The sequence below is a fragment of the Bordetella genomosp. 6 genome (genome assembly GCF_002119705.1).
Taxonomy (GTDB): domain Bacteria; phylum Pseudomonadota; class Gammaproteobacteria; order Burkholderiales; family Burkholderiaceae_B; genus Bordetella; species Bordetella bronchiseptica_F.
In genome coordinates, this window is sequence record NZ_CP021107.1 from 5,001,012 (window position 1) to 5,024,239 (window position 23,228).

Annotated in this window: 21 protein-coding genes; 3 read left to right on the forward strand and 18 right to left on the reverse strand. The window is 61.0% G+C overall.

Annotated elements, in window-relative coordinates:
• The 12 genes from CAL11_RS23520 to CAL11_RS23575 all read right to left on the reverse strand — a co-directional run bounded on the left by CAL11_RS23520 (position 1) and on the right by CAL11_RS23575 (position 13,552).
• A complete protein-coding gene (locus CAL11_RS23520) occupies positions 1 to 1,209 on the reverse strand; it encodes an ABC transporter ATP-binding protein (protein WP_086094423.1) in 1,209 nt (402 codons plus the stop codon).
• Positions 1,202 to 2,371, reverse strand: coding sequence for an ABC transporter ATP-binding protein (locus CAL11_RS23525; RefSeq protein WP_086094424.1), 1,170 nt, complete (start codon positions 2,369 to 2,371; stop codon positions 1,202 to 1,204). The genes CAL11_RS23520 and CAL11_RS23525 overlap by 8 nt, the downstream gene beginning before the upstream one ends.
• A complete protein-coding gene (locus CAL11_RS23530; protein WP_157668875.1) occupies positions 2,368 to 3,666 on the reverse strand; it encodes a glycosyltransferase in 1,299 nt (432 codons plus the stop codon). The genes CAL11_RS23525 and CAL11_RS23530 overlap by 4 nt, the downstream gene beginning before the upstream one ends.
• A 136-nt stretch (positions 3,667 to 3,802) precedes the next feature.
• Entirely contained in the window at positions 3,803 to 4,732 is a 930-nt protein-coding gene (locus CAL11_RS23535; RefSeq protein WP_086094425.1) for a methionyl-tRNA formyltransferase, read from the reverse strand.
• Positions 4,729 to 5,499, reverse strand: a complete 771-nt coding sequence (locus CAL11_RS23540; protein WP_086094426.1) for a hypothetical protein — start codon at positions 5,497 to 5,499, stop codon at positions 4,729 to 4,731. The genes CAL11_RS23535 and CAL11_RS23540 overlap by 4 nt, the downstream gene beginning before the upstream one ends.
• Before the next feature lie 55 nt (positions 5,500 to 5,554).
• Positions 5,555 to 6,703: a class I SAM-dependent methyltransferase gene (locus CAL11_RS23545; protein ID WP_244172884.1), complete on the reverse strand. Its 1,149-nt coding sequence runs from the start codon at positions 6,701 to 6,703 to the stop codon at positions 5,555 to 5,557.
• A gap of 22 nt (positions 6,704 to 6,725) precedes the next feature.
• A complete protein-coding gene (locus tag CAL11_RS23550; RefSeq protein WP_086094428.1) occupies positions 6,726 to 7,796 on the reverse strand; it encodes an ATP-grasp domain-containing protein in 1,071 nt (356 codons plus the stop codon).
• 12 nt (positions 7,797 to 7,808) lie between these two features.
• Positions 7,809 to 8,486 (reverse strand): metallophosphoesterase family protein, encoded by a 678-nt coding sequence (locus CAL11_RS23555; RefSeq protein WP_086094429.1) that lies wholly within the window; start codon positions 8,484 to 8,486, stop codon positions 7,809 to 7,811.
• A complete protein-coding gene (locus CAL11_RS23560; RefSeq protein WP_086094430.1) occupies positions 8,464 to 9,387 on the reverse strand; it encodes an NAD-dependent epimerase/dehydratase family protein in 924 nt (307 codons plus the stop codon). The genes CAL11_RS23555 and CAL11_RS23560 overlap by 23 nt, the downstream gene beginning before the upstream one ends.
• On the reverse strand, positions 9,384 to 11,279 hold the full coding sequence (gene asnB, locus CAL11_RS23565; RefSeq protein WP_086094680.1) for an asparagine synthase (glutamine-hydrolyzing): 1,896 nt from the start codon (positions 11,277 to 11,279) through the stop codon (positions 9,384 to 9,386). The genes CAL11_RS23560 and asnB overlap by 4 nt, the downstream gene beginning before the upstream one ends.
• A gap of 138 nt (positions 11,280 to 11,417) precedes the next feature.
• Complete coding sequence (locus tag CAL11_RS23570) at positions 11,418 to 12,578, reverse strand: DegT/DnrJ/EryC1/StrS family aminotransferase (protein WP_086094431.1); 1,161 nt, start codon at positions 12,576 to 12,578, stop codon at positions 11,418 to 11,420.
• Complete coding sequence (locus tag CAL11_RS23575) at positions 12,575 to 13,552, reverse strand: NAD-dependent epimerase/dehydratase family protein (protein ID WP_003807052.1); 978 nt, start codon at positions 13,550 to 13,552, stop codon at positions 12,575 to 12,577. The genes CAL11_RS23570 and CAL11_RS23575 overlap by 4 nt, the downstream gene beginning before the upstream one ends.
• Before the next feature lie 272 nt (positions 13,553 to 13,824).
• Between CAL11_RS23575 and CAL11_RS23580 the strand changes: the two genes are divergently transcribed.
• From CAL11_RS23580 to CAL11_RS23590, 3 genes are read left to right on the forward strand one after another with little or no spacing between them, the layout of a single operon-like run.
• Positions 13,825 to 14,394: an SRPBCC family protein gene (locus tag CAL11_RS23580; protein WP_086094432.1), complete on the forward strand. Its 570-nt coding sequence runs from the start codon at positions 13,825 to 13,827 to the stop codon at positions 14,392 to 14,394.
• Positions 14,395 to 14,443: 49 nt separating this feature from the next.
• A complete protein-coding gene (locus CAL11_RS23585) occupies positions 14,444 to 15,877 on the forward strand; it encodes an MFS transporter (protein ID WP_080699892.1) in 1,434 nt (477 codons plus the stop codon).
• Positions 15,878 to 15,892: 15 nt separating this feature from the next.
• Positions 15,893 to 16,777 (forward strand): DMT family transporter, encoded by an 885-nt coding sequence (locus CAL11_RS23590; RefSeq protein WP_033465897.1) that lies wholly within the window; start codon positions 15,893 to 15,895, stop codon positions 16,775 to 16,777.
• Here CAL11_RS23590 and clsB read toward each other — a convergent pair whose 3' ends face one another.
• From clsB to CAL11_RS23620, 6 genes are all read right to left on the reverse strand, one after another.
• On the reverse strand, positions 16,778 to 17,989 hold the full coding sequence (gene clsB / locus CAL11_RS23595; RefSeq protein WP_086094433.1) for a cardiolipin synthase ClsB: 1,212 nt from the start codon (positions 17,987 to 17,989) through the stop codon (positions 16,778 to 16,780).
• Positions 17,986 to 18,846 carry an endonuclease/exonuclease/phosphatase family protein gene (locus CAL11_RS23600; protein ID WP_033465895.1) on the reverse strand — a complete coding sequence of 287 codons (861 nt, stop codon included), beginning with the start codon at positions 18,844 to 18,846 and terminating at the stop codon, positions 17,986 to 17,988. The genes clsB and CAL11_RS23600 overlap by 4 nt, the downstream gene beginning before the upstream one ends.
• A gap of 112 nt (positions 18,847 to 18,958) precedes the next feature.
• Complete coding sequence (aspS, locus tag CAL11_RS23605; RefSeq protein ID WP_033465894.1) at positions 18,959 to 20,749, reverse strand: aspartate--tRNA ligase; 1,791 nt, start codon at positions 20,747 to 20,749, stop codon at positions 18,959 to 18,961.
• A 40-nt stretch (positions 20,750 to 20,789) separates the two neighbouring features.
• On the reverse strand, positions 20,790 to 21,440 hold the full coding sequence (locus CAL11_RS23610) for a DUF502 domain-containing protein (RefSeq protein WP_023852857.1): 651 nt from the start codon (positions 21,438 to 21,440) through the stop codon (positions 20,790 to 20,792).
• Positions 21,441 to 21,455: 15 nt separating this feature from the next.
• Positions 21,456 to 21,764 carry an FmdB family zinc ribbon protein gene (locus CAL11_RS23615; RefSeq protein WP_086094434.1) on the reverse strand — a complete coding sequence of 103 codons (309 nt, stop codon included), beginning with the start codon at positions 21,762 to 21,764 and terminating at the stop codon, positions 21,456 to 21,458.
• A 173-nt stretch (positions 21,765 to 21,937) separates the two neighbouring features.
• Positions 21,938 to 23,224 (reverse strand): putative Na+/H+ antiporter, encoded by a 1,287-nt coding sequence (locus CAL11_RS23620; RefSeq protein ID WP_086094435.1) that lies wholly within the window; start codon positions 23,222 to 23,224, stop codon positions 21,938 to 21,940.
• Positions 23,225 to 23,228 lie beyond the last annotated feature (4 nt).

Consider the following 23,228-nt stretch of genomic DNA (forward strand, 5'->3'; position numbering starts at 1 on the left):
CTACGATAAAAATGATGCAGTCGCTTCCGACGGATACAGCAACATGGGCACACCACCCGTAGGCGGTTGCCGTACGAAAACCTCGAAAATCATGCTGCGAGACGCCACGATTGCCTGGCCATGCTCGGCTGTGATTTCCAGCCGATAAACCCCCTGCCCTAGCACCAGCGGCCGCATCGCGAACTGAACACGCGCCACGCCATTGTCCGTGTATTCATGCAGCGAAACATGCCGTTGCGTGACGGTCAGCTCGTCAAGGCGCGTCACCGACATGGCAAGTCGTGCCCCTTCAATCCCGACGGGGATCCGGATTTTAGTACGTATCAACGCATCCTCCCCGGCCTCGAGAAGAACCCTTTGCGTCGCCGTATCGCCTTGAAGTACGTACAGCGTGTCGACATCCCAGCCGTCTTGCGAGAACCTAGTATTGGCTTGATCCCGGAACCGCTCCAGCAATCTGGCTTCGTCCTCGTTGCGCACCACATCGATGTAGGCCTTGCACACCTCCTCGGGCGAGCCGTCCATGACGATCCGCCCCTGATCGATCCAGAGACAGCGATTGCACATCGACTGGATGGAAGCCATCGAGTGGGATACCAGAATGACGATTCGCCCTTTGGCGCAAATTTCCTGGATCTTGCGGGTTGCCTTCGCGGAAAATTTGGCGTCGCCCGCAGACAGTGCCTCATCGATAATCAGGATCTCCGGCTCCAGGCACGAAATCATCGCAAATGCCAACCGTGATTTCATCCCGGTAGAGTACGTACGCACCGGCATGTCGATGAATTCGCCAAGTTCGGCGAACTCGATGATCTCATCGATCACCGCGTCGATTTCCGCACGGCTCTTACCCTGCACCTCGCCGTCGATGTAGATATTCTCGCGCCCGCTGGCGTGCTCCCGCAGCCCCAGTCCCAGGGTCATGATGGCGGTGACCCTGCCACGCACGTCTATCTTGCCAGCCGTCGGGGCCGACAAGCCGGCTACCATATGCAGCAGAGTGGACTTCCCTGCACCATTGCGACCGACGATGCCAAGCCGTTCCCCATTGCGAATGGTCAGGCTGACGCCATCAACGGCAATCTTCTCAGTAGCACCGTTATCCGGCGTGTGCGAGGTGGATCCCAAGGCATCGGAAAGGCCGGACCTCCCGATGGAGTAATGTTTGCGCAAATCCGATATCTGGATCCAAAGGTCGGAGTCAGTCATCGGTCCACCCGCTTATTTCCATAGGCAAAATCGTCGTCCCTTGCACCGGAATGCCAGACACTTCGAGTACATACCCGTTCCCAGTGGTCCAGCCTCGCGCATCGCAAATAACGGCCTCCTCCTCCGGACGAGATTTCTCTTTGATGAGACCGATTGTCAGGGAATATTCGCCCGGCGCCAGCGGCAAGGCCGGGACCTTCAGCTGTATTCGCCGACGGCCTTTGCCGCTTCCGATCGGCCGCTGCCCCAGCAGCATGATGTCCCAGCCTATGCCGATACGCATCAGCTCCACTGAATAGGTAAACACCAATGGAACCTCCGCCTCGGACTCGATATCGAACTCGAACACGGCGTCCTCGCCAGCCACAGCGTGCCAGGTCTTCCGTTCGCGGTCGCAGAATCGTGCCAAGGCGCCATCCGGCACAGGCAAATCCAGATACTTGACGACGGCAGCGTCGGTGCGTCCGGACGCCACGATGACACCACGCTCAAGGATATGGGACTGGTGGCACAACTTTAGGGTTGATACCCAGTCATGAGTAACCAATATACCGGATGCCCCGTTGAGCAATAGATTGCGCATGCGGATCCAGCACTTGGCCTGAAAATGCTCGTCGCCGACCGACAGCAACTCGTCGATCAAATAGATTTCGTGCCGCATGGCAGTTGCGGTCGAAAAATACAAACGTGCGGCCATTCCTGCCGAATATGTAAGAATCTTTCGGTCAAAATCGGCGCCCAGCTCCGAAAAATCCGCGATATCAGCCAGCAATGCGTCGCGATCCTTGCGCGGCGCTCCCATTACCGTCAGATAGCGCAAGGCATACTCGCGTCCCGATAATTCGCGGTTTCCAAATCCACCCATCTCGAACAGGCCGCATACCTGACCGCGCACCTCGACGGTACCACTGGTGGGTTGATATACACCGCCGAGCACGCGCAACAGCGTGCTCTTCCCAGCTCCATTGCGGCCGAGAATACCTACGATCTTCCCGCGCGGCACTTCCAGCGATACGTCCTTGAGTGCGGCAAACACTTCGCCCCGTACGGGCAAGCCACAAAACATGCGCCAGATATTCTGCTCGCCGCTGATGACGAAGGACTTGCTCACACCATGACAACAGAGCGCTACCTCCTCATCTTGGCGGTTGGCGATGATCATGGCGCCCTCGACGAATCGTAACCCTGGTCGCGCAACAAGCGGCGGTAAACCCTGTCCATGCGGCGCCCCGCCGCATCGGTGGAATGCCACTTCAATGCGAAGGCACGGCTCCGCCGACCGATTTCAGCACGCTTTTCCGGATTCTCGATGAGGTCCTTGACCACGTCGTAGACCGTTTCGGGCGTCGCGCTGACGACTGGCAGTTCGTCCACATACTCTGGAATCTCGGCGCGCATGCTTTCAAGCCATACTGGGCGAATGAAACAGACCAATGGCTTACCCAGCATCAAGGCTTCTCGCCCGTTAGCGCCGAAAAAACCAAAGGACAACATTTCGAGAACGATATCGGCCTGAGCTTGATAGAACCTGACGTCCCGATTCGGAACGCCCGTCACTGAAATCAACTCCACCGGATAACCTTCAGCCTTGAGCCTGCGTATTAATGGGAGATAGACATGAGTGGACTTGATATTCACACCCTGCTCATCGGTACGTTCCACGAAATTGCCAACGGAATGATATAACCGGACCGAATTGGGCGCAAAATCAAGTCGAAACTTCTCGGGAATTTCAAGACCGGGACGCAGAAGTTCCGGGTCGGCACAGAAAAATTCCGGCTCTTCATGGACCCTGGGATCATCATTGTAATCGACGTGGTTCCCGCCAAAGAGCAATTGATAATCCGCCATTTCATTCCGGTACTTTCCCCAGGCGAGATTCTTTTCGTCACTGCAAACGTCTGGACGATCACGCCACACGCACATCGAACAGACAGACATTGGTGGCCAGCGACTGAATGAGGTCTGGGATACACCATCTAGACAGCCGCTGTGCGAGTATACGATTTTCTTACCCAAATGCCGCAAGACTTCTATTTCAAAATTTCGATGATATTTCTGCGATATTGACAGTTGGAAAGGAAACCCGAAAACCATTCCACCGATGTTGGAGAAATGGAATATATCGTACTTCCAAAGCGAAGAAAGATAGAAATCAATTTGCTCCTGATAGCCTTCTTCACCATTCTTCGTAAACTTGAAATCTTCCCCATGATAGTAAATCTGCGTCCCTTCGTACATATCCCAATTAAGGACGTCAGCAGTCCAACCCAACTTTCGGAGTGCGCGTGAAGTATTCCACGCATGATAGTAGGATTGCCCCGCATAAAGAACCGCTTTCCGTGGAAACAACCTACGTCGGAGACGGAAGATTGGACCGACGATGTACTTCACGATGAAAACGTGATTCTTTACAAAAAATTCCTTCTCAATGAGTTTTTTGATCAATTCAAGCAACACAGTACTCCTCACAGCTCCGCACCACGTCGACGCGCCCGATGGCCCGCCATCCGGCGGGAAAGCCTATTCGCAATTATTTGGGTTTCATTTCACGGTTAATTCAATAGTCAACCGGGCCCGCAGCAACCCTAGATCAGGAAAGTCGATCCCGGACACTTTTGATAAAGAGGGCGGGGGGAAGCCATTCATCATCGACACGGTCAACGCTAGATAGGCGGCAATACCCATCTCCGCCACAAGCAATCTCGACGCTCCCATCTTGATTGCGGGCCACGACCTGTCCTGGTATGGCCAGATATTCGCCGCCGGCCACCCAATCCGCCTCGTAGACTCGATAGCGCAGCGATTCGTACTCAAAAAAAGCCCCAGCATATGGAGGGCCACTCGCATTGATATGTCGCACCACATCCTTCGCGGTACGCGACCAATCAATCCGTCCATCCTCCGGACGACGAGGAAAGCAGCGTAACGGCGGACGGGGATCCTCAGTTTGACGATACAGTACATACTGCGGGTCTCTTGCCAATTGTTCCAGGGCAGCACGAAACAACTTTGGAGTCTGCTCCTCGATCCATTGCGCAACGGTTCTGATGCGAGTGTGGTGATCGACCGGCAGCATATCCTTTGCAATGACGTCACCGCTATCCAACTCTCCCCCCACCATCTTATGCACGCACAGGCCTATCTCCGGCTCAGCATTGATCAGGGCCCATGCCTGGCAAGCATTGCCGCGATAACGCGGCAGATCGCCACCATGCGCGTTAAGGACACCGAACGGAAACGCTCCAATGGCATCCTGCCCGATGACCGTGGGGAAATTCAGGCTGACCGCGACATCTACGGCATGTTGTCTCATCTTGGCGACCCATTTCGGGGTCAGCCGGGGGGTCACATATACCGGCACACCAAGCTGGCATCCCTTCCGTTCGAAATCCGCCACCCCCGCCGAGTATTCGGGTGCCTCCTTGGCAGTCAAGATATAGCTAAGTTGGTGGCCTGCCTCGACCAGCATGTCGATGGTGTGCAGCAAAGCCTCGTGGCGACCTATGGCTGCGAATTTCATATATTTCTGGCCAGCAAGGACTGCAAGAAGGTACGACTTCCGGCACTCGGGTTGCGCCATCTAATCAGATCAGCTGAATTTCGATGTGCTTCGCGCGAATTCTCATAGCGACGCAGGGACTCGGTATTCAGATACATATGAATCGGGTGAAAATCCAGGACGTTGATCCCTTCCGGTTGATACCAGTAATCAAACGTGGAATCGAAATCCCAGTTGTATAGGCACGCAACGTCGTCTTCCCACAAATAAGGAACTCGCACCATATCGCCAGCCCAGTGCCGCCAAGGCTGCAATACCATACCGGCATCCCATGGCACCAGTATATTGCAGTCATACCGCAATCGCCGCTCCCCGAACATATTCAGAATACTTGTAGCCTGAACCAACGAATGTGATCGAACGGATACGCAGCCAGGGACCAACTCCAAAGTTCTATCCAGAATTTCTGGCGCACCTTCGGCATGTACGCCGGCTAAGAGCGGGTTGAAATTGGGATGTATACCCAATTCGAATAATGGATTATTGCGTATATGCTTCAATAACGGCGTCGAATGTGTGGCAAACCAAGTCGCGCACACACCAGCCCCCTCGATTAGATCAATCGTATCTTGCAACACGAAATCGGCTGCCCAATCGATATCAAAGGTAAGAAATATCCTCCCTTTCCAAGATTCCGGTTGATCGATATCGATATCCGATATCCTCGCAAATTTGTTATCGTATCGTCGCATCCGTGCTTCCATGAATCCGTGAGCAGCGCCTGCCATTATCGCTTCCAGACATTCCGGACTGTTTTTTCAAAGTCCCGGACATGCGCGCGACTCATTCAGGAGCAGCTATAAGAAAAAGGTCTGACCAGGCCAACAGAGACACGTCGACAGGTGCTTGCTCGATACGTTTCGCAATCTGAAAATGGAAGCTCTTGGTTGCGATCAACAACCTGGCCGGCGGCCGTTCGACCAGCCCCGAAAAATCCTCAATCGGATTCGGTATTCCTGGAAAGTACAGCCCAGTCAGAGCCTCATTGTCGTCAAACAGGCGTACTTGGGCCAGATCGACGCTATCAATGCTGGCCAGGAGATTTATCATCCGTCCGGGCACGTAAATGCCAGCCTGGCCGGGGCCTGCCAAGAAACGCTCGAGACGCAGCCCTGCCCCCAAGGCAAGACTGCGGAATCGTTCAAAACCGTTTCCAGCAAGATCGATCTCGTCACTCGCCGGCTGCGTCTTGTGGGGCGCGCGCACCGCTCGAGCATAGATACTGCCTCCGAATCCTGCCGGTTGCACAGCCGCAGCGAATCCAGCCACCCGCAACAGCCGTTGCAGACTGCTCGCATCGAAGTAACTCCAATGCTCATGCAGCAAACAGGAAATATCGCCATTCTCGATATACGGAGCGCAGTCAGGAACCGCAATGTAAGCGACACCGTCAGGCGTAAGACTGTCAGCAATCTTTTCCAGAAAGCCTTGTGGCTCGCCGATATGTTCGAGCACTGCGTAGGCTACGATCAGATCGAACTTTCCTTCCGCCTTCGGATGCGGGAAAAAGCCATCGATAATCGGCACACCGTGCCGCTGCTGACCGCCCTGCCCCTGCGCGCCAGGCTCAATGCCCAGCACGTCGGCCCCCTTCTGCTTGAGGAGGGAAAGCAGATAGCCCGTGCCGCAGCCGATCTCGAGCACGCGCTTCCCAGTAAAATCGGTCTCATAGTGCGCGATGAAATCCAAAAAATCACGGGCGTACTGCTGGCCTATCCCGCCACTGTCCATCATGCCTGAAATCGTCGACCCCTGCTGGTAACACTGTTCCAGCGCAGCCTCTACCTGGGTGTTCGCACTCTGCCGGATCAACCCCAGCGCGCTATCGAATTCGAGGCAAAACGGTAGGCTATCCGGCAACCCATACGGCGCGTTGCTGGACTGTGGTTGGCACCGGTAAAAGAATGGCAAATCACCGACTTGCCATTGCATAGGTTGGAGTTCCATTATTCACTTAGACCCGTTCAATCGGTTCATCCGACAGCAGCACCTCCGCCAGCCCTCGCACCACTCGTCCGGACTTGTACGGGAAACGCGGCGCGACTTCCTCGCCAAGCACGTGCTTGCGGATCAAAACGTCGGGTTCGTTGTAGCCGACCATAGCGCGCAACGACGTGGTTCCGGAAAACCTCGGATTGATCTCGAACACGTAAACCCGGCCCTCGACCAGGCGACATTGAATGTTCACCGCTCCGCGGCAGCCCAGTTCGATGGCGATGCGCTCGCATGTCTTTGTCACTTCCGGATACGGCCCTACGTCGCCCTGCGAGACACCGCTGCTTATCGCCAATGTGCTGCCAAGGTGACTGGACGGACTGCGGTTCTTCACGCGAATGCGGTTGCTCAGCCCGGAAAGAATCATGCGACGCACGGCAATCGAGTTCAGCAGTTGGCCGTTCATGTCCAGTAGGACCCCAACGGTGAACTCGGAATCTGTATCGCCCACGTATTCCTGGACGATATACCCGCCGATATTGGCTAGGAGTGAGGCTCCGAGAAAATCAAGCTCTTCGCGGTCTTGCGCCAGGAACAGGTTCGCCGATCCGCCCCCTCCCACAGACGGTTTGAGCACCGCTGGGAAAAAGTCGACCTTAGCAAGGTCCGCCAAGCTATTGACGGCGACGGTCCTCGGCACGTCGAAACCGTGCCGCCGCAGCCATTCGGACGTATGGGCCTTGTCCATGCACAGATCTATCACGGCCGCTGGATTGATGGGCAGAAATACGCCCGCCTGCTCGAAGCGGGCTCGCGCGCTACTCATCGCCTTGAGCTCGGGCTCGCTGCCGTGAAATACGGCTTTTACATCATGGCGCGCGCAAAGCTCAAGTAGCGCGTCGATGTAGCGCGGGTCATTGGCAGACGGCAAAATATAGGGTTTGTCGACTTCCGCCAATCCCTTGCTAAAGGGATTCATGTCCCCGCCGATGATGTGGTAGGGAGTCTGAGCGAGGCGCAGTGCCTTCAGAATCTGCTCGCCATGGCCTCCACCGCCTACCCCAGTCACCAGCACCGATAATCTTTGCATACTATTGAGCTCTCAATGTGCCTGCGCGCCGCGCGCCAGCACTGAATAGACCGACTCGTGAACCAAGGGATAATGACTGCGCAACATCGGCACATCAATATCAAGCCGTACGATCTCGATATCATTCCTTTCGCTGTCGAGAATAGCGAACGAGGCCTTGCCGATATCACGTGGCAAGCCGCATGAGCCGACATTGCATACAAGCCGCCCGTTCACGTCGCGAACAAACGGGCGATGCGTATGCCCCATAAAGACCGCGTCGTAAGGCAAATGGGAAAAACGCCCCAGATCAGCATCCGGATAAATGTACTCATTGAGCGGTTGCCAGGGCGAGCCATGCACGAGCAGCAAATTCAGACTTCCAGCGCGATAGACAGCATACGGCAGCCAGCCACCGATTTCCTGCTTAACGTCGGCAGGCAGCCGGCCTGCTTGCTCCTGCAATTGGTAGACCTGATCCTGGGCCGGCGTCAACGGCAAGGTTCCCAGCAGCATGGCCTCGTGATTTCCCATGAGGCAAGCAATGCCCGCTTGCTTCAGCCGCTGCAGACACAGTACGCCATCCGGGAAATATCCGAAAACATCCCCCAGGCAAACCGTGTCATGGCAGCCACGCCGTGCAATCTCGGCCAGGCAGAGTTCCAGGACGGGAAGGTTGCCATGTACATCAGAGAGCAGCGCCAAGCGCATCGCCTTGCTCCTTCAGAACCTGCGCCCACTGCGCGATACCGGCTTCCAACGACATCTCAGGCTTCCACTCAAGCCTGCTGCGGGCATTCGACAGGTCAAAGCGAGCGCGCCACCCGTCCTGTGGATCGGGACAGTCAGCAGCTCGTACGACGACCCGCCCATCGGCGATAACTAGGCTGACCAGCATGCCCAGCTCCCGCATGGTGATGGGGCGCCCCCCCGAGATATTGAACACGCCATTCACCGTCGGCCGGTCCAGCGCGGCGACAACCGCAGCGGCAATGTCCTTCACATGCACAAAGTCCTGCTCACGCGAGCCTGTGCCGAAGTAAAGAATCGGAGCGCCTTGCAGCGCCCTTTCGATGAAAATTCGCAGCACCGTCCGGGTTTTCTGTCCGGGGCCGTATGGTGCGCACAAGCGCAGGGTCGCATACGATGGCAACCTTTTCGCGATTTCCTCCTCGGCCCAGATCTTTTCTGCAACATAGCCAGTCGCCCTCTCGAGCGCACGCGACTCCGCAACCGCCGTGCAGTCGAGACGGCCGTATACCGAACTGGACGAGCAATACACCAGACGAGCGCCAATTTCATGGCAAAAATCGATTACCGTACTGTCTATACGGCGATTGGTTTGTGCAATAGCAACCGCTTCGGGGGAATCGAAAGCCGCCGGAAATGAAGCCGCGCAATGGACGACGGCATCAATAGGCCTTCCGCTTTTTCTCAGGCACCGCAACGCCGCCGCCGCCTCGGAACCTGCAAGATCGACCACCTGGGCAGGCCTCTGCGTATTCATCTGGCGACCTACGCCAACCACTTCCCGACCCAGATGGCGCAGGCTGGCCAATACTTCAGCCCCTACGAGGCCATGGCAGCCCGTCACGACAATACGACCGCTCATGCGAGCCCCTTGCCGGCGACCCCGCCATGATCCAGATATTGCGCCAACCAGGACTCGACGTTCAATAACGACCAGATCAGCAAGCGGCGATTGCGTTCACCGGAAAGATGTTCGGCAACCAATGATCGAACCGTGTCTGCATCCATGATCTCGTATATCCGAGCATGCTTGCTGAACAAGGTGCGTTTCACGAAGTCCATGCTTTCACCCTTGAACCAGCTTGCGTCCGGCGCCGAAAAGCCTTGCTTCTCCGCCTGTGCGATATCCGAAGGGATGTAGTCGCGCATCACATCGCGCAAGATCTGCTTGCCGTCTCGGGTTTTCTCGAAATATTTATTCGTCTTGTGCCCCGGCTCGTTTTCATTGAGTTTTATTACATCAGCAAGATTGTTCAACTTGAGCCGAACCGGACATTGCGTGGCAAAATCGACCAGATCGTTATCGAGAAATGGAACCCTGGACTCCAACCCGTGGGCCATGCTGAGCTTGTCTTCGACTACCAACAAGCCATGCAGAAAGGTTTTGGCCTCGAAATACAACGAATGATTGATGTAGTCTTCCGGCGAATAGAGCTGATCGGCATGACTATTGAATACATCGCGAAAAATATTCCGTGTCCATACATGCGAAACATCACTCCAGACTGGCCTGAACACCTGTTTCAGTGTCGAGTTCGGAATAAGGCGCTGCCAAAACAAATAATATTTGTCGACATAGTGTTCAAAGTCATTGTTGACCACCGCACGATAATATCGCCACGGATAGCCGCCAAAGAGCTCGTCGCCGCCGGCGCCCGATAGGACGACCCGCACGAATTTTGATGCCAGCTTTGCCGCATAGTAATTCGGGTAGCTTTGCCCGACCCGCGGCTCCTCAAGGTGCCAGGCCAACGCGGGCAAGACGCGCTCCATATCACCTGACTTGAGCACCATTTCATAGTGCTCGGTCTTGAAGAAATACGACATGTACTCGGCCTTGCTGCGTTCGTCAAAGGCCAGCTCGATCCCTGACGCCGAGTTCAGGTCAAACCCACAGGTAAAGGTTTTGATATATGGGTGCGACGCCGCGGCGACCGCCGTGATCGATCCGGAGTCCATGCCTCCGCTTAGATAGCTTCCCAGCTCGACATCGGAAACGAGTTGGCGCTGCACCGCCTGGCGAAACAAGCGACTCAACTCTTCGCGATATTCCGTATCCGTGCCTGGTACCGCGGGCTCATGGAAATTAAAATCCCAGTATTGCGTAAGGCGCAACTGCGGCCTTTCCTTGGCGCAGTCGAGATAGGCGTAATGTCCGGCCGGCAGAAGGTGCACATCCTCCAGCAGCGTTTGATCCGTGAAGATATTTTGAAAGGTGAAGTACTCGAGCAGTGCGGCCTTGTTCAGGTTACGCCGAAACGCTGCGCTGGCCAGGATGGCCTTCTGCTCGGAGCCGAAAGCCAGAGTGGTGCCTTGCATACTGAAATAGAGCGGCTTCACGCCATACCGGTCACGCGCCAAGAGCAACTTCCGTTCGCGTGTATCCCACCAGGCAAAGGCGAACATACCGTTCAACCGAGACAGCGTGCGCTCCACTCCCCACACAATCAGTGCATGCAGCAGCACTTCGCTATCACTCTGGGAGCGGAACTGGCAACCCTCGCCTTGCAGCTCGACCCGCAACTCGCGAAAGTTGTAGATCTCGCCGTTGTAACTCAGCACATAGCGCGAGTCGGCCGAAATCATAGGCTGATGGCCGGCCGGCGAAAGGTCAATGATCGCCAGTCTCCGGTGGCCGAGGCCGACATTGCCGTCAATCCAATGGCCTTCTCCATCCGGCCCACGATGCGCGATGGCATCGGTCATGCCCTGCAGCACCGCGGGGTCGACCGCGGCACCGTCTAGATGGATCAAACCGGCAACGCCACACATAGTTATCCAATCGTCAGAGCGTTCAAATGCTTCATCGTGTCCGAAGACGGCCCCGGCGCGCTGACGGTATGGACCGCGTCTTCAGCGGCAGCCGGTGAAAATGCCGTGCCCACCCGGGAATCAGCCGCCGAATGCCCGAATCGCCGCAACCACATAACGATAGTCATCCTCCGTCATGCGGTTGTGCAGGGGGATTGCCATCGTGCAATCGTTGCAATCCCGCGCGGCGGGAAAATCCTCGGGGCGATAGCCGTATTGTTCCCGGTAGTAGCCCAGCATGTGCACCGCGTGGGTGCCCGGCCGGGTGGCGATGCCCTGCTCCTGCAGTCGTTGCATCATGTCGTTGCGCGGCATGGGCGCATGCGCCGGATCCACCCACGTCACGAACGACTGCCAACCATGTCGCGCGCCGGCCGGCTCCGCCGGCAGGCGCAGCCACTTCAGATCACCCAGTTGTTCGCGATAGAACTGCGCCCAGCGGGCACGCTCGTCGATGAAACCGTCCAGCTTGGCGAGTTGGACCTGGCCCACAGCCCCCTGGAGATCCGTCATCCGGTAGTTGTAGCCCAGCAGATCGAAATCCGCCAGGATCCACGGACGCGGGCCATGGTGCCGCTGCTCTTCGGAAATGCTGGCGCCATGGTTGCGCATTCGATTCATGCGCTCGGCCAGCTCGGGGTCGTTCGTGGTCACCATGCCGCCCTCGCCTGTCGTGACCGACTTGCGCGGGTGGAACGAAAAAACGCCAACTTCACCCAGGCTGCCAGCCGGCCGGCCGTTCCAGCTGGCGCCGGCGGCACAGGCGGCATCCTCGACGATGGCCACCGACGCCGGCAGTGCCGCCCGCAACGCGTCCATGTCGGCGCACAGGCCGAACAGGTGCACCGCGATGACCGCACGCGTGCGTGGCGTGACCTTGCCCGCCACCTGGGCGATATCGATATTGAAAGTTTCCCGGCTCACGTCCACCAGCACGGGAGTCGCGCCGCAATACAGCACGGCATTGGCCGTGGCGACCCACGTGAACGAGGGCACGATGACCTCGTCGCCTGGCCCGATGCCCAATCCGGCCAACGCCAGATGCAGGCCCGTCGTGCAAGAGGTCACGGCCAGCGCATGGGCGACCTCGTGCCGTTGCGCGAATGCCTGCTCGAAAGCCGCCACCTTGGGGCCCTGCGTCAGCCACCCGCTCATCAGGGGTTCGCGTACCGCCTGCCACTCCTCTTCGCCCGTCATGGGCAAAGAGATTGCAATGCTGCGTTTCGCCGCGGCGCCGCTCACGACTGCGCTCCATTCTTGGCACGCCAGTCGATCAGTTTCTGCAGCCCTTCGGTCAAGGCATACTGGTACGTGAAGCCCAGGTCGCGGCTGGCCTTGACGGGGCAACCGATGCGGTTCTGTACCATGCGGCGCGCATCGTCTTCGCTATAGGGACGATACTGGACCTGCAAGCCGGAATCCTTCATGTCGAGAATTGTGTCGCACAGTTCCTTGATCGACGTCTGTACGCCGGTGCCGACGTTATAGAACTGGTCGGTCGCCTCGGACGTCAGTGCCAGCACGTTGCAGCGAGCAACGTCTTCGACGTAGACGAAATCATAGGCCTGGGTGCCGTCGCCATTGATGACCGGCGCCTCGTTGGCGTCGATCTTGTTGAGCATGATGGGAATCACGCCGGTGTATGCCGCTGTCTGATCCTGGTGCGGACCATACACGTTCATATAGCGCAACCCCACATAGCTCAGGCCATAGCGGTCGTGAAAGGCGTGGCACATGGCCTCGCCGGCGATCTTGCTGGCGCCGTAGAAATTGCGGTTGTTGAACGGATGCTCCTCGGTCATCGGCACCTCCACCGCGTCGCCGTAGACGGAGGCGGAGGACGAGTACACCAGTCGCTTCACATTGTTGCGCACACACGCTTCGAGCACATTGAAAGTGCCCTCGATGTTGACGTGGAATGCCGTGCGCGGGAAATCCTTGCAGTGCAGCAACCACATCGCGGCCAGGTGGACGACGCCGTCCATGCCTTGCATCGCGTCGTTGAGCAAATCGATATCGCGGATGTCGCCGCCATTGGGGTAAATGCGGCAGCGAGGGTCGCTGAGATATTCGTCGATATTGCTCTGCTTGCCGCGCGCAAAGTTGTCATAAATAACGACTTCCGCCACCGGATGCTTGAGCAGTTCTGCCACGACGAAGCTGCCGATAAACCCGGCCCCGCCAATGACCAGGATTTTTGCGCCCTCGAGCTTCATATTGATATGCCTTTGATTGCCAAAGAAGAATCGTAGATTTTACCCACACCCTGATTTGCCCTTTGGCGCCACGCGCTTAAGTTTCTCCATCCGTAAGCGGTCGCCGGACGTTCAAGGCCGGCGGATTGTACACAGCAACGTTTTATTACCTGATAACAATACTCAATACATACTTAATGGAGTTTCCGGCGCTGGCCGCCTTGTCCGGAACGCGTGACAACACTCTGCAACGAGCAGACAATATCCTTACAAAGCCGGATAAGGAGACTGCCATGCGCATTGCCGATGCCCAATGGATTCCTTCCACCCCGCACCAGACCTGGGATGCGTTGCAGGACCCGGACGTATTGCGGAAATGCCTGCCAGGCTGCGTCAAGGTGGAGCGGCGCACTCCCACCGAGTACGAACTGGTGGTGCGCGCCAAGGTGGCCGGCCTGGAGACTGATTACCAGGGCGAAATCCTGCTTTCCGATCTGGATCCCCCCCACTCCTGTACCGTCGCCTTCGAAGGCAAGGGGCTGGCCAGCGGCTTGGCTATCGGTACCGCCCAGGTCAACCTGGCCCCCAAGGACGACGGGACTCGCCTGAGCTATACGGTGGCGGCCATGGCTGGCGGCAAGCTGGCCGAACTGGGCGAATCGACCATCATGAAGGCCGGCAACAAGATCGTGGAGAAGTTCTTCGCCGCGTTCATCGACCATATGGCCGGCCAACCCCGCCTGGCGCCCCCGCCGCCGCCGCCGGAACCCGAACCGCGCGGCCTGACCAATTCGCGCTGGTCCTGGGCGGTTGCCCTGTGCGTGGTGCTGGTGATTCTGGGATATCACACCTTCTTCAAATAGCAGCAAGAATCGGTGTTTTCCCTAGGTTGGCAATGCTATGCTTGAGAGCATGAGCGCGCCGCCTACCCAAGACCCAGAAACTACGACGACAACTCAAGAATCCCCCCATTCTCGGCGCGATTTGTTACGAGCAATGGCGGGCGTGTCCGCCACCGTGGTGCTGGTGGCGTTCGACTCGACCATTGTCACGACCACGCTGCCGCGCGTGGCAGCCGCGCTCAATGGGATGGCGTTGTACGCCTGGGTCGGCACGGCCTATCTGCTGGCGACCGCGGCCTCGATCCTGATTTTCGGCCGGCTGGGCGATATGTACGGCCGCAAGCCCCTGATGCTGGTGTCGGTGTCGCTGGTGGCGCTGGGCTCGATCGCCTGCGGCCTGGCGCAGAGCATGCCTCAATTGATCGCGTTCCGGACCCTGCAGGGCATAGGCGGGGGCATGATGATCGCGACGGCGTTCGCCGCCCCGGCGGACCTGTTCCCCGACGCCGGCCAGCGGGTACGCTGGATGGCGCTGGTGTCGGCGACGTTCGCGATGGCCAGCGGGATAGGCCCCGTGCTGGGCGGCGCGGCCACGCAGGCGCTGGGCTGGCGCGCGGCGTTTTTCATTTCGCCGCTGGCCGCGATAGCGGCGCTGTTTCTGCTGGCGCGCTATTTTCCCCGCATCCGGCCGGCGCAGACGGCCAGCCGCCGCATCGACTGGGTGGGCGGCCTGTTGCTGATCGTGGTGGTCGGCGCGCCGCTGGCGGCCATCGAACTGGCTTTCGCGCCTGGCGATGGCGCCCATCCGCGCGTGGCGCTGGCGCTGGCGGTGGCCGGGATCGCGGCGGTGGCGCTGCTGGTGCCCATCGAACGCCGCGTGCGCTCCCCCATTTTCCCCCTGCGCGTGCTGGCCGGCGTCGAACCCCGGCTGCTGAACCTGGCCGCGGTGGCGGTGGGCGCGACGATGTTCATCCTGATTTTCTACAGCCCGCTGCTGTTGCAGCACGAGCTGGATTACTCGCCGAGCGAGGCGGGGCTGCTGCTGACGCCACTGGTGGCGGCGATTTCATTTGGCAGCATCATCAATGGCCGCCTGTTTCCCAAGCAGACCGAGCCGCAGCGCCTGATGGTGTTCGGCAGCTGTCTGCTGGCGGCCGGTTCCGCCATGATGCTGGCCGTGAGCGACGGGACGTCGGCCTGGTGGATCGTGGCCGCGTTCTTCGTCAATGGCACGGCGCTGGGATTCCTGCTGCCGAACCTGACGCTGTTCATGCAGATGCTCAGCGAACGGCGCGACGTGGGGGTGGCCTCGGCGCTGGTGCAGACGACTCGCGCCATGGGCAGCGCCGCCGGCACGGCTTTGGTGGGTATTGCGATTTCGCACAGTTCGGTGCTCGACGGGGTGCGCGCCGGCCTGATTCTTTGTGTGCTGCTTTCGCTGTTCAGCGCCGTGGTGGCGCACCGCGTGAAAATGAAGAACGTCGCGGCCACGCCCGCCGCCTGACCTGGAACTGACCTCATGCCGCGTCGTGATCTGGTGGATTTGCTGGCGCTGGCCGCCGTATGGGGCGGATCGTTCCTGTTCATGCGCGTGGCGGTGCCGGAGTTCGGGCCCGCCGCCCTGATGGAGCTGCGCGTGGGGCTGGCCGCGCTGTTCCTGCTGCCGCTGGTCCTCTGGCGCGGCAAGCCGGCGTTGATCGCGCGGCACTGGAAGGCGATATTGGTGGTGGGCACGCTGAATTCGGCGCTGCCCTTCCTGCTGTATGCCTATGCGGCCCAGTCGCTGGGCGCGGGCTTTCTGTCGGTGGCCAATGCGGTCACGCCGGTGTGGGGCGCGGTGATCGGCTGGCTGTGGCTGGGGGACCGCCTGCCGCGCATGCGCGCCCTGGGCCTGCTGATCAGCATGTCAGGCATTGTCGTTCTGGTATGGGACAAGCTGGATTTCCACGACGGCGGCACGGGGCCGGCCGTGCTGGCCGCCATCAGCGCGCCGGTGTTCTACGGCATGGCGGCCAACTGGACCAAACGCTATCTCGGCCACGTGGACGCGCTGACCAATGCAACGGGCAGCATGGTGGCCGCCTCGCTGGCGCTGGCGCCCCTGGCGATCATCCACTGGCCCGAACAGGCGGTGTCGTTCGAGGCGTGGCGCGCCACGGTGCTGCTGGCGATCGTCTGCACCGGCGCGGCCTATATCGTGTTCTTCCGCCTGATCGCCCGTGTCGGCCCGACCGCCGCGGTCAGCGTGACCTTCCTGGTGCCGGTGTTCGGCGTACTGTGGGGCGTGTGGTTCCTGGACGAAGCGGTGACGCCGCGCATCCTGGCCGGCGCCGGCGTGATCCTGGCCGGCACCGCGCTGGCGCTGGGCCTGGTGGGCGCCCGGCGCGCCACGGCGGCCGGTTAGTCAGTACCGCCCCGCGCGCCCGGTCAGCGCCACGCCGATGCGCAGCATGGTGTAGGCCGCGACGTCGACACATCGCCGCAGCCAGCCGCGCCGCTGGTAGTCCAGGGGCCGGATGAACTGGCCGCCCAGGGCGATGGCGCGCTCCAGGCGTTCCTGCAGGTCCCAGGCGAAGGGCTGGTCGTCGACGACCACGTTGGCTTCGCGGGCCAGCAGCAGGCTGAAGGGATCGAGGTTGGACGAACCGACCGTAGCCATGTTGTCGATGACGGCGACCTTGGCGTGCAGGTAGCCCGGCATGTATTCGTAGATTTCGATGCCGCCGCGCAGCAAGCGGTCGTACAGCGCGCGCGTGGCGAAGTACTGCATGCGGTATTCGGGCTTGCCCTGCAGCAGCAGGCGCACGCGTACGCCGCGCGCGGCGGCCTGCATGAGGGTCTTGCGAAACTGGTGCCCGGGGAAGAAATAGGCGTTGGCGATCAGGATGTCGCGGCGCGCATGCTGGATGCCATACAGGTAAGCCTGCTCGAAGGACTGCCGAAAGCGCAGGTTGTCGCGCAGCAGCAAGGCCGCGCGCAGCTTGCCTGCCGGCGCGGCGTCCGCGTGCACGGGCTTGAACAGGCGCATGCGGTGCCAGTCCCCCGGATGGCGGCGCAGGCGGGCCCAGTTCAGCCGCACCCACAGCAGATCCTGGGCATAGAGAATGTGCGGCACCAGGGGCCCTTGCACCGCTACCGCGAAGTCAAAGCGCGGCGCGGGGATGTCATCGTCAGGGTCGAGGTCGTCGTAATCGTCGACGATATTGATGCCGCCGACAAACGCCAGTTCGGCGTCGACCACGGCCACCTTGCGATGCAGGCGGCGCAGGCGGCTGCGCGAGAACGCCAGGTGACCCAGCCAGCGGGGCTCGGGCCGGAAGATGCGGCATTGGCCGCCGGCCTGGGTAATGCGCAGGCGTATGGCCTCGGCCGTGCCGGCGCTGCCGAAACCGTCCAACACCACGCGCACCTTGACGCCGCGGCGCGCGGCGCTCTCCAGACATTCGAGCACCCGCCGTCCGGTGCGGTCGAGCAGGAAGATGTAGGTCTCCAGATGCACGGACAGGCGCGCCGCGTCGATGGCCTCGCACAGCGCGGGAAAGAAATCGCCGCCGTTTTGCAGCAGGCGGATGGCATTGCCATCGGTCCAGTGCAACCGGACGATCTGGGCCTTCACGGCAATTCGAGCTCGGCCAGCAGCGGCGAATGATCCGACAGGCGCGCCCACTCGCGCCCGCGCAGGACGCGGGCGCTGCGCACCGCGAAACCGCGTTGGTAGATGCGGTCCAGGCGGAACCACGGAAACACCGCCGGGAAAGTCCGCGGCGGCGGCAAGGGGCAGTAAGCGCCCCCCATGCCCAGCTGGTTGTTGCGTTCGAGCACCGCCACGCTGTTGGGCACGCCGCGCAATACGTTGCCCAATCGCCTGACCGAGTCGCGCAGGCGCGGCAGGTCGCCGCCGTGCGAGCGCGGCGCATGCGAAAACACTTCGTACAGGCCCAGCTGTTGCACGAACATCGGCGCCAGGCGGTCGCCCCAGTCGTTGAAGTCGCCCGCGATCAGAAGCGGCGCGCCGTCCGGGACCGACTGCCGGATACGGTCGGTCAGGGCCTGGATCTGGCGGCCACGGCTGCCGGCGAACAGGCCCAGGTGCACGACGAAGCAGTGCACCTCGGTGCCGCCGACGTCGATGCGCGCATGCAGCAGGCCGCGTTGTTCCAGGCGATGGTCGGAGATGTCCTGGTTCTCGTGATCGAGGATGTCAAAGCGCGACAGCAGGGCATTGCCGTGGTCGGTGCCGGTGCGGATGGCATTGCGGCCATAGGCCGCCTGCAGGCGCAAGGCGGCGGCCAGCGATTCGTGCTGGGCATGCAGGACCGAGGACACCTCGTTGCGTCCCTGGACCTCCTGCAGGAAGACCAGGTCCGGACGCAGGCCGTACAGGCCCAGGCGCAGATCGTTGAGGGACTCGCGCCCGCCCAGGGCCGAGCGACCTTTGTGGATGTTGTAGCTGACTACGCGAATAAGCGACATAGGAGTTATGGCGCGTTATCGAAACGGACAAGGCCACGCCATTGCCCGGCCTGCCCGATTCCGGCCGCTGGCGGCGCCGCCGCCCATGGCGTCGGCGCTTCGCCAGCTTACTTCATTTCACTTCGACGTTGCGCAAGCGGATGTGCAGCTCGCGCAATTGCTTCTCGTCGACCTCCGAGGGCGCGCCGGTCAACAGGCACTGCGCACGCTGGGTCTTGGGGAAGGCGATCACGTCGCGGATGGATTCGGCGCCGGCCATCATGGTGATGATCCGATCCAGGCCGAACGCGATGCCGCCATGCGGCGGCGCGCCATACTGCAGCGCGTCCAGCAGGAAGCCGAACTTCTCGCGCGCCTCCTCGGCGCCGATCTTGAGGGCGCGGAACACCTTGCTCTGCACTTCCTCGCGATGGATGCGCACCGAGCCGCCGCCGATTTCCCAGCCGTTGAGCACCATGTCGTAGGCCTTGGCAACGGCCTTGCCCGGATCGCTTTCGAGGAAATCCTCGTGGCCATCCTTCGGGCTGGTGAACGGGTGGTGCGCGGCGGTGTAGCGGTTTTCTTCCTCGTCGTACTCGAACATGGGGAAGTCCACGACCCACAGCGGCTTCCAGCCGCCGCTGAACAGGCCGGTCTTCTTGCCGAATTCGCTGTGGCCGATCTTCACGCGCAGCGCGCCGATGGCGTCGTTGACCACCTTGGCGCGATCCGCGCCGAAGAAGATGATGTCGCCGTTCTGCGCACCGGTGCGCTTGACCAGCTCGGCCAGCGCGGCATCGTGCAGGTTCTTGACGATGGGCGACTGCAGGCCCTCGCGGCCCTTGGCCACGTCGTTGACCTTGATGTAGGCCAGGCCCTTGGCGCCGTAGATGCCGACGAATTGCGTATAGGCGTCGATCTCGCTGCGCGACATCTCGCCGCCGCCCTGCACGCGCAGCGCCACGACGCGGCTGCCCGCGGTGGTGGCGGCCGAGGCGAACACCTTGAAATCCACGTCGCGCATGACGTCGGTCATGTCGGTGAATTCCAGGTTGACGCGCAGGTCGGGCTTGTCCGAGCCGTAGCGCTGCATGGCCTCGGTCCAGCTCATGATGGGGAACGGCGTGGGCAGATCCACGTCCTGCACCACCTTGAACACGTGGCGGATCATGCCTTCGAAGATTTCACGGATCTCGACTTCGTTCAGGAACGAGGTTTCGCAATCGATCTGGGTGAATTCGGGCTGGCGGTCGGCGCGCAGGTCTTCGTCGCGGAAGCACTTGGTGATCTGGTAGTAACGATCGAAGCCCGAGACCATCAGCATCTGCTTGAACAGCTGCGGCGATTGCGGCAGGGCAAAGAAATACCCGGCGTTGACCCGCGACGGCACCAGGTAGTCGCGCGCGCCTTCGGGCGTGCTCTTGGTCAGCATCGGCGTTTCGATATCGATGAAGCCGAGCTGGTCGAGGTACTTGCGCACTTCGATCGAGACGCGGTAGCGCAGCATCAGGTTGTGCTGCATCTGCGGGCGGCGCAGGTCCAGCACGCGATGGGTCAGCCGGGTGGTTTCCGACAGGTTGTCGTCGTCCAGCTGGAACGGCGGCGTCACCGACGCGTTGAGGATCTCGACCTGCTGGCACAGCACTTCGACCTCGCCCGAGGCCAGCTCGGCGTTGGCCGTGCCTTCGGGACGCAGGCGCACCAGGCCGGTGATGCTGATGCAGAACTCGTTGCGCAGGCGCTCGGCCGTGCCGAAGGCCTCGGCGTTGTCGGGGTCGAACACGATCTGCGCCAGGCCCGTGCGATCGCGCAGGTCGATGAAGATGACCCCGCCGTGGTCGCGGCGGCGGTTCACCCAGCCGTACAGGGTGACAGTCTGGCCGAGATGGTCACGGCAAACCTGGCCGGTGTAGCAGGTACGCATGCGGGATAACTCCGTGTATAGGCTGTGTAAGCGTAAAAGATTACGGTTCGGCGCCCGGCGCCAGAGGCGCGCCAGGCGTCGTGGGCGGGGATACGGGCCGGCGATCCGCCGGCGCCACGACCCCCATGGAAACGATGTACTTCAGGGCCGCGTCGACGCTCATCTGCAGATCGATGACCTGGTCGCGCGGCATCATCAGGAAAAAACCGGACGTCGGGTTGGGCGTGGTGGGCACGTAGACGCTGAGGTGTTCGCCAGGCAGGTAGGAAGCCACCTCACCGCTGGGCGTGCCGGTCAGGAAAGCGATGGTCCACGAACCGGCGCGCGGGTACTGGATCAGCACGGCCTGGCGAAACGCCCGGCCATTGGGCGCCAGCACGGTATCGCTGACCTGCTTGACCGAGTTGTAGATCGAGCGCACCAGCGGAATGCGGCCCAGGATGCGCTCCCAGTGCTCGAGCAGGCTGCGTCCGAGCAGGTTGGCCGCGAACACGCCCGTCAGCAGCACCACGGTGATGACGAGGACGAAGCGGAACCCCGGGATATCCACGCCGAACAGCGACTGCGATGACAAGAAGCCGGGAACGAACCCCTCCAGCGTCGCGACGAGCAGGCCCAGCACCCATACCGTGATGGCCAGGGGCACCCAGATCAGCAAGCCGGTGATGAAGTACTTCTTGAACACGCGCATGACGCTGTGCCGCGATCAGGTGGAGGTGGCTGCCGGCGCCGCGGGTGCCGGCGTGGCAGCCGCGGCGGGCGCGCTGCCGGCGTCGCCGCCACCGGCGGCTGGCGCGGCCGATTGGCCGGCGGCCGGCTTGCCCGCCCCGTTGTTGTTGCGAAAATCGGTGACGTACCAGCCGGAACCCTTGAGCTGGAAGCCGGCGGCCGTCACCTGCTTGGAATACGTGCTCTGCCCGCAGGCGGGGCAGTCCGCCAGTGGCGCATCGGAGATCTTTTGCAGCACGTCCTCGGCATGACCGCACGCGCTGCATTTATATGCATAAATGGGCATTTAACGAAAACTCCCAGGCGAACCGGCGCGTGGAATTCCACCTCTGTGCCTGGCCGGGAAGGTCCGGGCGGCACGGCGGCTGGGCCGGCGAAATACGGGAAAGTCTTGAATTTTAGCGGTTTTTCAAGGAGAGGCCGCCAGGCCGCCTGACGGCGGCGCGGCCCTGCCCTGTCTCATACCGGCAACATGAACATGGCGGCGGCCACCAGCGTAGGCACCAGCGCCGCGACGAACAGGCGCCCGGACGATATGCTGCCGTCCGGGAAGTACTTCCCGAGGATGGCGAAACCGGCCGGATTGGGCGCGTTGGCGATCACGGTCAGGCCGCCGCCGGTCACCGCGCCCGCCACGAGCATGTAGCGCCAGGCCTCGCTGGTTCCCTCGACCAGCGAGCCCAGGTAGGTCAGCGCGGCATTGTCGGTGATGGCCGTCAAGGCGGTCGCGCCCCAGAACAGCACCGTGGGTTCGAGCCCGCCCAGCAAATCCTGCAGCCACCATTTCTGCAAGCCGCCCAGCACGACCAGGCCGGCCAGGAAGAAGCCCACCATCAGGCCTTCCCTGATCATCAGCCGGCTCTGGTGGCGCTGGTAGGCGTGCGCGAAACCGATGAACATCATCAGCATGCCCAGGAACACCGCGGGATGGTGCGCGGTGAGGACGACCCCCACCAGGAAGGCCAGGTGCATCAGCGTCACCGGCATCGGCACGGGCGGCCGCTTCTCGGCCGCGTCGTCGGACGCATTGACGCCGGCGCCGGTGCCCACCGCGCCTTCCAGCAGGGCCTGGCGGCACAGCATAGTCAGTACGGCGGCGTTCAGGAAGACCGCGACGGCGGCACGCCAGCCGAAGTGGGTAGCCATGTAGGCGGTATCCCAGCCGAAGGTCGCGGCCACCATCAGCACCGGCGGCGCCGCGTAGGAGGTCAGCACGCCGCCGATGGACACGTTGACGAACAGCACGCCCAGCGTCATGTACTTGAAGCCGGCGCGGCCGCTGCAGCGGAAGTAGCCATCGCGCAGCAGGATGGCGGCCAGCGTCATGGCCGCCGGCTCGGTAATGAACGAGCCGCCCAGCGGCACGATGGACATGACGATGAAGAAGGTGGCCAGCTCGCGGCGTACCGGCACCATGGCCGCCAGCAGCCGCACCAGGCTGCCCACCAGCTCCAGGATGGGCCGGCTGGACGCCACCACCATGATCGCGAAGACGAACAGCGGCTCGGTGAAGTTGCGCGTGTCCATGTACTGGACCGCGCGGTCCGTGCCGGCCATCAGCGCCATGCAGGCGATCAATACGAACGCCCATACGCCGAAGACAGCCTCGACCTCGGAAAGCAGGTGCCATACGCCGGCATGCGGCCCGTTGCGGTGAGCCAGGCGAGCGAAGAAGGGAACGGAAAACGTGTGTAGTACCGCCACGCTGAACAACAGCGTGGCCACGATTTCAATAGCGTGGGGCATGGGG